12 protein-coding genes and 1 other annotated feature are annotated in these 11862 nt (G+C 45.7%); all 12 genes read right to left on the reverse strand.

Going from position 1 to position 11862, the window contains the following annotated elements:
• Window positions 1-15 precede the first annotated feature (15 nt).
• The 12 genes from NRI27_RS11590 to glpX all read right to left on the reverse strand — a co-directional run bounded on the left by NRI27_RS11590 (window position 16) and on the right by glpX (window position 11789).
• Complete coding sequence (locus tag NRI27_RS11590) at window positions 16-522, reverse strand: manganese efflux pump (RefSeq protein ID WP_317944873.1); 507 nt, start codon at window positions 520-522, stop codon at window positions 16-18.
• Between the two features lie 82 nt (window positions 523-604).
• Window positions 605-1627: an L-threonylcarbamoyladenylate synthase gene (locus tag NRI27_RS11595; protein ID WP_371390813.1), complete on the reverse strand. Its 1023-nt coding sequence runs from the start codon at window positions 1625-1627 to the stop codon at window positions 605-607.
• Between the two features lie 60 nt (window positions 1628-1687).
• On the reverse strand, window positions 1688-2275 hold the full coding sequence (locus tag NRI27_RS11600; RefSeq protein ID WP_317944876.1) for a stage II sporulation protein R: 588 nt from the start codon (window positions 2273-2275) through the stop codon (window positions 1688-1690).
• A 43-nt stretch (window positions 2276-2318) separates the two neighbouring features.
• The gene (gene prmC / locus NRI27_RS11605; RefSeq protein WP_371390814.1) at window positions 2319-3218 is read right to left on the reverse strand and encodes a peptide chain release factor N(5)-glutamine methyltransferase; all 900 of its coding nucleotides are present in this window, start codon (window positions 3216-3218) and stop codon (window positions 2319-2321) included.
• Window positions 3160-4236 carry a peptide chain release factor 1 gene (gene prfA, locus NRI27_RS11610; RefSeq protein WP_317944879.1) on the reverse strand — a complete coding sequence of 359 codons (1077 nt, stop codon included), beginning with the start codon at window positions 4234-4236 and terminating at the stop codon, window positions 3160-3162. The genes prmC and prfA overlap by 59 nt, the downstream gene beginning before the upstream one ends.
• 196 nt (window positions 4237-4432) lie before the next feature.
• Window positions 4433-5416: a VanW family protein gene (locus tag NRI27_RS11615; RefSeq protein ID WP_371390815.1), complete on the reverse strand. Its 984-nt coding sequence runs from the start codon at window positions 5414-5416 to the stop codon at window positions 4433-4435.
• Between the two features lie 121 nt (window positions 5417-5537).
• The gene (locus NRI27_RS11620; RefSeq protein ID WP_317944896.1) at window positions 5538-6140 is read right to left on the reverse strand and encodes a thymidine kinase; all 603 of its coding nucleotides are present in this window, start codon (window positions 6138-6140) and stop codon (window positions 5538-5540) included.
• 178 nt (window positions 6141-6318) lie between these two features.
• The gene (locus NRI27_RS11625; RefSeq protein ID WP_371390816.1) at window positions 6319-6606 is read right to left on the reverse strand and encodes a DUF4440 domain-containing protein; all 288 of its coding nucleotides are present in this window, start codon (window positions 6604-6606) and stop codon (window positions 6319-6321) included.
• 105 nt (window positions 6607-6711) lie between these two features.
• Window positions 6712-7971, reverse strand: coding sequence for an MFS transporter (locus tag NRI27_RS11630; RefSeq protein WP_371390817.1), 1260 nt, complete (start codon window positions 7969-7971; stop codon window positions 6712-6714).
• Between the two features lie 56 nt (window positions 7972-8027).
• Window positions 8028-8277, reverse strand: a binding site (T-box leader).
• A gap of 378 nt (window positions 8278-8655) precedes the next feature.
• Window positions 8656-8871 (reverse strand): 50S ribosomal protein L31, encoded by a 216-nt coding sequence (rpmE, locus tag NRI27_RS11635; protein WP_317944522.1) that lies wholly within the window; start codon window positions 8869-8871, stop codon window positions 8656-8658.
• Between the two features lie 200 nt (window positions 8872-9071).
• Window positions 9072-10355, reverse strand: coding sequence for a transcription termination factor Rho (gene rho, locus NRI27_RS11640; RefSeq protein ID WP_371390818.1), 1284 nt, complete (start codon window positions 10353-10355; stop codon window positions 9072-9074).
• A 468-nt stretch (window positions 10356-10823) separates the two neighbouring features.
• Window positions 10824-11789, reverse strand: coding sequence for a class II fructose-bisphosphatase (glpX, locus tag NRI27_RS11645; protein ID WP_371390819.1), 966 nt, complete (start codon window positions 11787-11789; stop codon window positions 10824-10826).
• Between the last annotated feature and the right edge of the window lie 73 nt (window positions 11790-11862).

Consider the following 11862-nt stretch of genomic DNA (forward strand, 5'->3'; position numbering starts at 1 on the left):
TAGAAACAGATAATTTTAACGAAACCATGACATTATTCCCATGACTAGTAAAATACCGCCACAAGCCCTTCGTAACAGCGCTCCATTGCCAAGTTTTAGCTTTCTACCATAGTAAAGTGCCAAACAGGAGAAGATGAAAGTGAGAAAGCCGGATGCTAAGATGAACAGGATTTTATTCAATTGAAGCATGCCAAAAGAAACACTGACGGAAAATGTATCAAGACTGACCGCCAACGCGATAATACCAGGGTGCAATTGCCTCGTTAACTCCGAATTGGCATTGTCGTCTTGCAGCAACATATGCACACCAATTAACGCCAGTAAAATCCCCGATAACAAATGGCTCCACGTCGAAAAAAGTTCTGCAGACCAATCACCCATGACAAATCCTATAAATGGAAACGCCATATTGAGCAACATCGTCCAAATGGCCAGCATCAATCTCGCTTTTCTTAATCGTAACAACGAATACACAATGATCACATCGATTGTCGTCACACTTGCCGCGATAATTTCTACCAATAAATTGACCTCCCAACTTCCGCATCCCCTCATCTTATGCGGCCCCTTGGGAGGTCATTCGTTCAATATTCAATTGTGTCAATTAAAACCGTTTGCCATCCGCCGCTTTTAACAACCGGTTCATGACCGCTTCACCGACACCTGTTGAAGCAGTTTCCACAGCTAAAATAATATCTGCTTCCGTCTCATCACATTGCCGAATCGCGTTATACAAATTTGTCGCCATCGCTTGCTGATCGCTTCGTGCACCGACTGAAAAATACCAGTCCGCGCCACTATTGCGGTATTCATCCGGCCCAATGACCGCCACACGCTTGCCGTCTTCATGGATGGAAGAAATGGCACGTTGAATGACTGCTTCATCCGACTCAATTACGTAAAGCGGAGATTCCGGCGCATAATGCATATACTTCATACCTGGCGCGCGTGGTGCTTCTCCTTCAGACGTCTTGCTTTCTGCATGCACGGGTCCGATAACCGCTTCAATCATTTCTCGCGTCAAACCGCCCGGCCGCAAAATCGTCGGCGGCTCAGTCGTCATATCAAGCACGGTCGATTCCACACCGACGCCTGTCCGCCCCCCATCAACAATGAGAGGAATGCGGCCTTTCAAATCATGATACACATGTGCTGCTTCTGTCGGGCTCGGTTTACCGCTACGATTGGCACTTGGCGCGGCAAGAGGCCCGTCTAATGTGCGCAACAATTCAAGCGCAACGGGGTGATCTGGCATACGTAGCCCGACCGTTTGAAAACCAGGTGTCGCATTTTCTGCTATCACACCCGGACGTTTGTGGAAAACGAGCGTCAGCGGACCTGGCCAATACCGTTCCATTAGCGCTTTCGCATGTTCCGGAACATTCAACGCATACTTATCCACATCTTCTTGACGCCCAATATGTACGATCAGTGGGTTGTCCGACGGGCGCCCTTTTGCGTCGTATATACGTTGGACAGCCGTCTCATCCGTCGCCAACGCACCTAGCCCGTAAACCGTTTCTGTCGGAAAAGCAACAACTTCCCCACTTTTTAAAATATCCACAGCCTGTTGATAACTTAGCGAGTTATCCATATGGTTATCCACTGAAACAATTTTTGTTTCCACGAATAAAACCTCCATTTATACACATTTCAATTCACTTATCCACAATTAAAGTGGATAACTTTACGAAAACAACGACTTTATCCACTCCCAAATAAAGAACGTTACCTTTTCCTCTTTTTCTTCATCCGCTTTCTTTTCCGTTTCTTGCTCCGGAAAACAGACATTCGGGAACAATCCACACCACCAATTGTCGCCACGCCCACTGCCGATTGTTAACACGTATGCATCATACGGCGCTTGCGGCGTAATGACGAGGCCAGACCGTTTTGGCGGGAACAATGTTGCTTTTCGTTCAAATTGCACTTCTTGTCCATCCGCCATTTGTTGTGCAATACGATAAATCTCTTCATCTACTTCTTCCAAGTTATCCACAATGTCTGCATTTGACGTTGCCTGACTGACGGCATTGTGTATAAGCGGCGCAATTGCCTGTTGAATCGATTCTTTCAACTGCTGATCTGCTGGTGTATTCGAATGCGCAACAACACGGAATCGGATTTCCTCCGCCTGTTCAGGTTGTGGCTGTATAAAAAGCATCAAAGCGGACTGGATTAGAAATAAGATCAGCATGAATTCAACGACTGCCACCACTTTACCCATCCGCTTTGTACGTGTATGCAAATTACTAATTTCATAGTCTTGTAACATCTCGATCCCCTCCTGACCTCATTGTTACCAGGAGCAGGATCGTTTATTCATCAATCTCGCAAAATATCATTCGATCTTTTCCGTTAATATCTTTGACAATTGAAACACGTGCTGCAGGGAAGGCATTTTCAAAGAGACGTGCAACTGCAGGACCTTGCTGATAGCCAATCTCAAGACCGATGACTGAAGGAACATTCATGAGTGGCGGCAAGTTTTCCGCCAGCTTCTTATAAAAGAAAAGCCCATCGTCCTCTGCGAACAATGCGCCGTGCGGCTCAAAATCGAGAACCGTCCGCGACATATCCACGGACTCCTCAACAGCAATATAAGGAGGATTCGATAAGACGATATCCCATTTTTCCATCGCAATCGGATTCGTTAAGTCCCCTTGCCGGAAGTCGATCGATACGCCGTTGTGACTTGCATTACGCTTCGCCACTTCAAGCGCCGCCTCACTAATATCGACCGCCGTTACCATTGCGTTCGGTCGTTCTTTTTTGTAGGCAATCGCGATTGCGCCACTCCCGGTACCGATATCTGCCACGCGTGCATCTTCAGGCAAGTGCTTGCTTCGTTCAAGCGCGCCGAAAACAAGCTCCTCCGTTTCAGGACGCGGGATGAGGACATGCTCATTCACTTCGAAGGACAGTCCGTAAAACATTTCTGTCCCGATAATATGTTGCACAGGTTTTCCTGTTAACAGTTGTTCGGTTTTATTCCAAAAGTCGGTTTGCTGTTCAGGCGTGAGCGGTTCACGTAAATCAGCAAGCAACGAAGCCCCTGATTTGTTTGTAACATGTTCCATCAGGAGCTGCGCAGCGTTTTCATCGAGATTGTTTGACGCTAGACGCGTCTTCGCTCGTTGGAGCGCTTCATAAATTCTTTCAGTCATGCTGATCCAAACTTTCCAGTCGTCTCGCTTGGTCTTCCATAATGAGTGCATCGATCACTTCATCCATTTTCCCTTCGATGATTTGATCGAGTTTTTGAATCGTCAAACCGATACGGTGGTCGGTTACGCGGTTTTGCGGGAAGTTGTACGTGCGGATCCGTTCAGAACGGTCCCCTGTTCCGACTGCGGATTTCCGTTTTTCATCATACTCCGCTTGCGCTTCTTGCATGAACTTGTCGTAGATGCGGGCACGCAATACTTTCATTGCCTTTTCTTTGTTTTTAATTTGCGATTTTTCATCTTGGCATGAAACGGTAATGCCTGTCGGTAAGTGCGTCAAACGGACAGCTGACATCGTTGTATTGACGGATTGCCCACCCGGACCTGAAGATGCAAACGTATCTGTCCGGATATCTTTTTCATGGATGTCAATCTCGACTTCCTCGGCTTCCGGTAGCACGGCGACAGTGGCAGTGGACGTATGAATGCGCCCGCCCGATTCAGTTTCGGGTACACGTTGCACACGATGCGCACCGTTTTCATACTTCAATTTTGAATACGCCCCGTTCCCGTTAATCATAAAAATGATTTCCTTGAAGCCACCAAGCTCCGTCGGCGACGAATCCATCACTTCCACCCGCCAATTGTTCGTTTCTGCAAAACGGCTATACATCCGGTACAAGTTCCCAGCAAACAGCGCCGCCTCGTCCCCACCAGCAGCCCCACGAATCTCCATAATAACGTTTTTATCATCATTTGGATCCTTCGGCACAAGCAGCATCTTTAACCTAATTTCAAGCGCTTCAATCTGCTCATCCAACTCACTAATTTCCATCTTGACGAGCTCTCTCATCTCATCATCCAACGATTCCTCAAGCATCTCTTTCGCACTTTTGAACTGCGAAGTCAGCTCTTTATATTCACGATACGCATCGACCGTATCCTGCAAATCGGACTGCTCCTTCGAATACGTCCGCAACTTCGTCATGTCACTCACAATTTCCGGATCACTTAACAATTCATTCAACCGATCATAACGATCCTCAACGGCTTGCAGCCTATCAAACATACACGCACACCTCAAATTTCTCAGTCATATAGTAAGTTTATTGTACGGCAATAAGCCCCCAAAATACAGTAATTTCTCCCCATTTTTACGGGGACAGTCCCCCACACAAATGCCAATCTTCCGAATTAAACCGGGGACAGGCACCAGAACAATTGGGAATGTTGCGAATTGCGCCGGGGACTGTCCCCGAAACAATTCACAACGCACGACTATGTTTTTGCGAAGTCCTGAATTCGATGGTGAGGGAGTTTTTGTTGTAGATTGTTTTGATGAGGAACGGAACTTCAGAAGTATTTTGGAATCTAAAATCCAGTCCGCCGTATGACACAGTGGCGTCTCTTCCTTTAGGAACGTAGCCGATATCGAGGGAGTGGTGGTGTCTTTCGACGTAGTTCACGGGTAGTTGGTCCACTGCATTGAACAACGTTGAGGATGTTTGGCAGACTCCTCCTCCGATGCCCATAACAAGTTCTTTGTTTACGATTTCCGGAGCGGGTTGGTAGCCGCTAGCTTCATCTCGCGGACCGACGACGGTATTGAAGGAAAAGTAGTCACCGCTTCCGATAATGAAATTGTTAATAGCCAAAGCGGACAGTTCAATATTTTTGTTCCGGCCGGTTTCAGCTGGATTGAAATACGTTGTGTAAGTTGCGACGACGACTTCGTCTAAATAAGGAACATCTTCGAGATCATAGTCACTTTCAATGATATCAATCGGAAGTTCAACCTTTCCACCCTCCACAGAAGCCGCTAAAATCCGTTCCACCAATACGCGTTCCCGCAGCAAGATTAACGGACTCCCTTTCACGACGTTGCCTTTGTCATCCAACCGATCCAAAACCATTCTTCGGTCGTACCCTTCCGCATCTTCCGTCCCTCTTGCCAAATTTCTCGCCAACTTTTCGATGGTCTGTTGATAGCTCACACGATCTGTTTCAAATTCTAATTCAGTCGGCTTAATCGTGTGGATAACTTCCGAAGTTGACGGATCGACAAGTTCAACAATTACGGGTTCCTGTTCAATTTCTTGCTGTGGTTTCTGAGGTTTTTGTGGTTTCTCCGTTGCCTCTTGCTTTGCCTCAACAACCGGCGCTTCCACTTGTTCAACAACCGTTTCTTCCTCACAACCCATAAGCACGATGGCGAGACTGAGGGAAAAGATGCATTTCCATTTGTTCATACGTTCTCCTACTTTCAATATGCTCTTAATGCCCTTCATAGTATTCAGCCAAAGCCCTTTTGTGTGCATTTCATTCCACAAAAAAGACAATATGGAGGTTGTCCATATTGCCCACATTCTCTTATTTCGCTGCAACGTTTGCTGTTACGCCATTTGGTACTTCGTGATGCAAGCGACATCTTGCTTCATACGCTTCCGATGCGCCAACGAGGATAATCGGATCATCATAGCCGGCCGGTTTCCCATTAATGAGCCGTTGCGTACGGCTTGCAGGTGATCCACAAACTGTGCATACCGCTTGAAGTTTTGTAACGTTTTCCGCAACTGCCATCAGTTGTGGCATCGGACCGAATGGCTCGCCACGGAAATCTTGGTCAAGTCCCGCAATGATGACACGAAAACCACGATCCGCAAATTCCATCACAACATCTACAATGCCTTCGTCAAAAAATTGCGCTTCGTCAATTGCGATAATATCGTAGTCTTCTGTAATGAACTGCTCAATTTGCGTCGATTCTGCGACCGGCGTTGCAATGACAGTCGTTCCATTATGGCTGACGACCGCTTCCTCACTATATCGATCATCGATTTCAGGTTTGAACACGGCAATTTTCTGTTTCGCGAATTGCGCACGTCGCACCCTTCGAATCAATTCCTCAGATTTCCCCGAAAACATACTTCCACAAATCACTTCAATCCATCCGCCTTGCATTGATACGTACATGTTGGTTCCCCTTTCACTTCTACCTTTATATGGACTTCCATCTATCGTCATAGGAATGTCTATCATACACCAAATCGAAGTGAAAAGGACGTCTTTTATTTCTTGTAAAAATATGTTATGTGGCGAAACTGGACTTGTTCTTCAAGCAACTAAAACTACTCTTTGTTAATAAAATCCTTTACCTTTCTAACTCAATATATTCCCTTAACAATTTCCACTCACCATTCTCTTTTCTCCAAATGAACATACACTGAGCGCAATATGGTTCATTATTTATCAAATTGGTCTCTCTTCCTACAACAATCATTTCATCTCCATTTTTTCGTTCAGTTACGCAAAATGTTTCAAAACTTTTCTCTGCTTTCCCATACTGACATAATACATCGTCTAGGTCATAGTTGTAGCCGTACTCATCCGGTTTATTTAAATTAGCGTGCGCCCAATACCCAACAAATTCAGGAGACATGTAATGCCTATCCCCTCTCCGTTTTTGCTGATAAATCCTTCATTCCATGCAGCGAAATATTCATCCAATACCTTTTGTATTTTCTCCATTTGACTCCCACCCCATCTATTTTTCTACTTGTTCGTAAACACGCTCTCCACCTGCTAAATAATAATGTACTTTTGCTGGTAGTACATTACAAACAAATAACACACAAGCGACAACTCCCATACATAATGCCCCTGAAACAACAACAAATCGAATGGACATCAACTCAGTAGCAAGTCCAAATATTGCGGTTGCTACGATAATGAGAAATGCTTCCACTAGCCCATAAATACTTCCAATCCGCCCCATTATCTTTACCGGAATGTTATTTTGGTAAAACGTATAAAAACCCGTATTGGCAAACGCCGTCGCAAATGATAGGACGAAACAACCAATTGCAGCAAGGACAAATCCGTTCGATAGTGTAAATACGATATACCCTGTAGCCGTTACAATAGAACCCATTCCGATTAGCCAAGAGGTACGTAATTTCTCAACAACGGCTGTATTCAGCAATGAGCCGACGACTACCCCTGCACCTGCAATACTTACTAACACGCCGTATTCTCCTTCCGTCAGCAACAGGATTTGTGTAGCGAATGCAGCTTCTAAGGAGTCCGTCGCTGTCATGAGCACAATTGTGAGACTGAACAAGAAATAGATAAGCATAATGTAGGCGTTGGCTCTACTGAACTTTGCAACGAGTTGCCAGTCGGTTTTCAATACTGTTACAGATCGTGTTTTTGCTAGTCGGGCTGGTTCTTCACGTATGTCGACAGTCGGCATGGCGAATGTAATGATTGCTGACATCAACAGCGCTAAAGCATTACAATAAATTGCAAGATTGGGTGTTCCAATTGTAAACAGCATACCTGCGATTGCTGGGCCCGTCAAAAATGCGCCAGAATCCAGTAAACTTCGCAGTGCGTTGAACCTTTTTCTTTGGTCAATCGGTAGGAGTTTCGTCAAGTATGCCATAGATGTCGGTTGATACATGGAACTACCAATTGTAATTATAAATACGAGTAAATAAATGATTGGTATCGACGGGAATAGTGGAAGTACCGCGATGAATAATGCTTGCATGAAATTCAGTATCATCATCAAGTATTTTTTGTTTACTCGATCAATAAGACTGCCCGCCCAGCTATTCGTGAATACCGTGGAGACTGCACGAATGATATAGAGTCCTGAAACAGCGAGTGCTGATTTTGTCAGGTCCAAGACAATTAGATTGAGTGCGATGAAATAGATCCAACTGCCAACACTTGAAACTCCTATGCTGCACAAAAAGATTGCAGGATACCGCCATGATTTTGGTACGAATGCTTCCTTCATTTTCACAACCCCTCTCATTATTGACCAATAAAAAAATCCCACCTCCAAGAATTGATCTTGGAGGCGAGATTAACCAATCGCGGTGCCACCCCAGTTTATTAATATGTCACCATATTAACCTTATCAGGTACGTTTACATAAATACCCTAGCTCTATAACAGGAGCTCCTGTCACGCCATCCCCTTACACACGGTTTCGGCATGCTGCTCAGAGGCTTGTTTCAATAACGTTTCCTTACTCCTTTTCAGCTAACGGAGCTCTCTGTAAAGAAAAACGATTATCTACTCTTCTCTTCAATGCATGTAGTTTTAGGAATAGTACCACTTTTGATTGGTTATGTAAAGAAGCCTTTTGTGGAGTTCAGTAGCGTTATGCGGCGTTTGACGAAGTTATGCGGCGTTCTATCCAGTTATGCGGTGTTTGAGGAAGTTATGCTGCGTTCCAGCCAGTTATGCGGCGTTTGACTGAGTTTTGCTGCGTTCCAACGGATTATGCTCCGTTCAGGAAATTTTTCCGCCGTTTAACCGCCTAAAACAGTATGCAGCAACCGCGGTGATCGCTTATTGGAACTTATCCATCCCCATCGCGCCAAATGCCTTTGACACATCAAAAGCAACTCAGTATTATACAGTTTTTTTCTCACATAAAAACCCGCTGGCATGATACCAGCGGGTTGAATCAATCTTATTCTTGGCCTTCTTCTTTGAAGCCATATTTCTTGTTGAAGCGGTCGATACGTCCGTCCGCTGCAGCGAATTTTTGGCGTCCAGTGTAGAATGGGTGGCATTCTGAACAAACTTCTACGCGAATGTCCTCTTTAACAGAGCCTGTTTCGAATGTGTTACCACATGAACAAGTGACAGTTGCAAGTTTGTAATTTGGATGAATTCCTGCTCTCATCGGTCTCTCTCCTCTCGCCCTGAACCATCTGGAACAGAGTATGTTTTAAAGGTCTTGCATAAGACTGATGCCTTACACGGTCCGTATATGTCAACCGTATATGCAGCAAATTTATTGAAACCTTACTCAAATAGTATAGCAAATCTGCTGGGACGACGCAACTGTTTCCTCTTTTATTCAGAAAAGCATGTTTGCCTACTTTACAACAAACCTTTGCCGTTCCGATGCGCTTTCATTTCTTCATTCAACTTATCGAAGAACTCCTCATTCGACTTCGATTGGCGTAACTTTTTCAAGAAACGTTCTGCAAAATCGGATGCATCTGAGAACGTTTTACGGATCGCCCACAGTTTTTCAAGCTGACTTGAAGGAATTAACAACTCTTCTTTACGTGTGCCCGAACGACGGATGTCGAGTGCCGGGAAGATACGACGCTCTGCCAGGCTCCGATCTAGATGCAACTCCATATTACCCGTTCCTTTGAATTCCTCATAAATGACTTCATCCATTCGTGAACCCGTATCGATCAACGCCGTTGCCAAAATCGTCAAACTGCCGCCTTCTTCAAGGTTACGTGCAGCCCCGAAAAATCTCTTTGGACGATGAAACGCCGCAGGGTCAATTCCCCCTGAAAGTGTCCGACCACTTGGAGGAATGACCAAGTTGTACGCACGCGCAAGACGCGTAATCGAGTCCATAAGAATGACGACATCCCGTTTATGTTCAACGAGGCGCATCGCTCGCTCCAAAACGAGTTCCGCAACTTTCACGTGGTTTTCTGGCACTTCATCAAAAGTCGAACTCACAACGTCCGCCTTTACAGACCGTTCAATGTCCGTCACCTCTTCCGGTCGTTCATCGATCAGGAGAACGATCAGTTCAGCTTCGGGATGGTTTGTTGTGATCGCGTTCGCAATTTCTTTCAACAGCATTGTTTTCCCCGCTTTTGGAGGTGCCACAATCAAGCCACGTTGTCCGAAACCTACAGGCGAAACAAGGTCCATGATCCGCGTAGATAGTTTTGAAGGAATCGTTTCCAAATTGATGTGCCGCTCTGGATAAAGTGGTGTCAACGCCGGGAAGTGAACGCGTTCACGGGCAACTTCGGGATTTTCTCCATTGACCGCTTCCACTTGCAATAACCCATAATACCGTTCGTTTTCTTTCGGCGGGCGCACTTTTCCAGTTACTTTGTCCCCGTTACGCAAGTCAAAACGTCTAATTTGCGATGCAGAAATATAAATATCCTCTGAACTCGGTGAGTAGTTGATGGGGCGTAAAAAGCCATACCCTTCCGACTGGATGATTTCTAAAATCCCTTCCATGAAAAAGAAACCTTCTTGTTCTGCTCTTGATTTTAAGATGGCAAAAATGAGTTCTTTTTTCGTAAGTTTACTGTAATACGTAATCTTGTATTCCTTTGCTAGCTCGTATAACTCTTTAAGAGTCATATTTTCCAAACTGGCGATTGTTAATATCGACATATTCCGTTATGCACCACTCTTTAGTAAATTTAGTTTTTTGAGGTCTTATCGAGTATCGGGTAGGTGAAGCTCACTAGAAGTGTGCCCGGGGATTACCGGACGATGAGGCAAGCTAGTATTGTTTTGTGTATAGTGTTTCGTTGTTTGTAAGATTTCATACGTTTCGTTACTATATTATCATTTCGGGAAGAATATAAGTAGTTATTTTTTGAGAGGGCATTCGTTTGGAATGCCCTCCTTTATTATGTTGGATCATTGCGTCTGAGCAAGCGCCATCCGCTTTTGTTAGCATCCAGCTGCGGGCGCTAGACCCTCGAGTCGCTTCGGTCTTGAAGCAAAAGGCAAAGTGCGCCTTTCGTTCAAGCCCTCCGACGTACACGATGTACTAGTGCCGACGTTGCCACAGGACGTGGCGCACTTAGTCGGCCAGCGCTTGTCGGGTCTGAGCAAGCGCCCTTCGCTTTTGTTTTAGTCTTCCATTACCAGGTTCGGTTTTTTCTTGAGGCTGTGGCGGCCTTCTACGAATCGGATGGTGCCGGATTTGGAGCGCATGACGAGTGAGTGGGTTTCGCTGTAGCCGCCTTTTAGTTGGACGCCGCGGAGGAGTTCTCCGTCGGTTACGCCGGTTGCAGCGAAGATGGCGTCGTCGCCTTTGACGAGGTCGTCCATGTATAGGATTTTATTGACGTTGATGCCCATTTTTTCGCATCGTGCACGTTCTTCATCGTTTGATGGAACGAGACGTCCTTGGATTTCGCCGCCTAGGCATTTGAGTCCAACCGCTGCGATAACGCCTTCAGGAGCACCGCCGAGGCCGAAGAGGATATCTACGCCCGTATTGTCGAATGCTGTGTTAATTGCAGCTGCAACGTCTCCATCATTGATGAGCTTGATGCGTGCGCCTGCTGCTCGTATTTCTTCAATAATTTTTCCATGACGTTCACGGTTGAGGACAGTTGCCACAACTTCATCAATCGATTTGTTTTTCGCTTTGGCTACGGCATGCAGATTTTCGGTTACAGAAGCGTCGATGCTGATCTTTCCTACCGCTTCAGGACCTACTGCGATTTTGTCCATGTACATGTCTGGTGCGTTGAGCAAGTTGCCTTTGTCCGCAATCGCGATAACTGCGAGTGCATTCCAGCCACCTGAAGCAACGATGTTCGTTCCTTCAAGCGGATCGACTGCAACGTCAACTGCCGGACCATGTCCTGTCCCTAATTCTTCACCGATATATAGCATCGGTGCTTCATCCATTTCGCCTTCACCAATAACGACGACTCCTTGCATCGGAATCGTATCAAACACAGTACGCATCGCTGTCGTCGCGGCGTCATCCGCTTCGTTTTTCAAACCGCGTCCCATCCAGCGTGATGCCGAGATAGCTGCTGCTTCTGTTACACGTACCAATTCCATCGATAAACTGCGTTCCATTATGATTGTTCCTCCCGTTATACGCTTTACAACTACAAGCTAAATAATTTGTCATTGTTCAGTATAGCATATT

The organism is Sporosarcina sp. OR05 (assembly GCF_041414805.1).
GTDB classification, from domain to species: Bacteria; Bacillota; Bacilli; order Bacillales_A; family Planococcaceae; genus Sporosarcina; species Sporosarcina saromensis.

Coding starts and splice junctions, on each gene's coding strand:
- NRI27_RS11630 (WP_371390817.1), bottom strand. CDS start 7,971: ATGAAGGAAGCATTCGTACCAAAATCATGGCGGTATCCTGCAATCTTT.
- NRI27_RS11620 (WP_317944896.1), bottom strand. CDS start 6,140: ATGTACGTATCAATGCAAGGCGGATGGATTGAAGTGATTTGTGGAAGT.
- prfA (WP_317944879.1), bottom strand. CDS start 4,236: ATGTTTGATAGGCTGCAAGCCGTTGAGGATCGTTATGATCGGTTGAAT.
- rpmE (WP_317944522.1), bottom strand. CDS start 8,871: ATGAGAGCAGGAATTCATCCAAATTACAAACTTGCAACTGTCACTTGT.
- NRI27_RS11615 (WP_371390815.1), bottom strand. CDS start 5,416: ATGAACAAATGGAAATGCATCTTTTCCCTCAGTCTCGCCATCGTGCTT.
- NRI27_RS11600 (WP_317944876.1), bottom strand. CDS start 2,275: ATGTTACAAGACTATGAAATTAGTAATTTGCATACACGTACAAAGCGG.
- rho (WP_371390818.1), bottom strand. CDS start 10,355: ATGTCGATATTAACAATCGCCAGTTTGGAAAATATGACTCTTAAAGAG.
- glpX (WP_371390819.1), bottom strand. CDS start 11,789: ATGGAACGCAGTTTATCGATGGAATTGGTACGTGTAACAGAAGCAGCA.
- prmC (WP_371390814.1), bottom strand. CDS start 3,218: ATGCACTCATTATGGAAGACCAAGCGAGACGACTGGAAAGTTTGGATC.
- NRI27_RS11625 (WP_371390816.1), bottom strand. CDS start 6,606: ATGTCTCCTGAATTTGTTGGGTATTGGGCGCACGCTAATTTAAATAAA.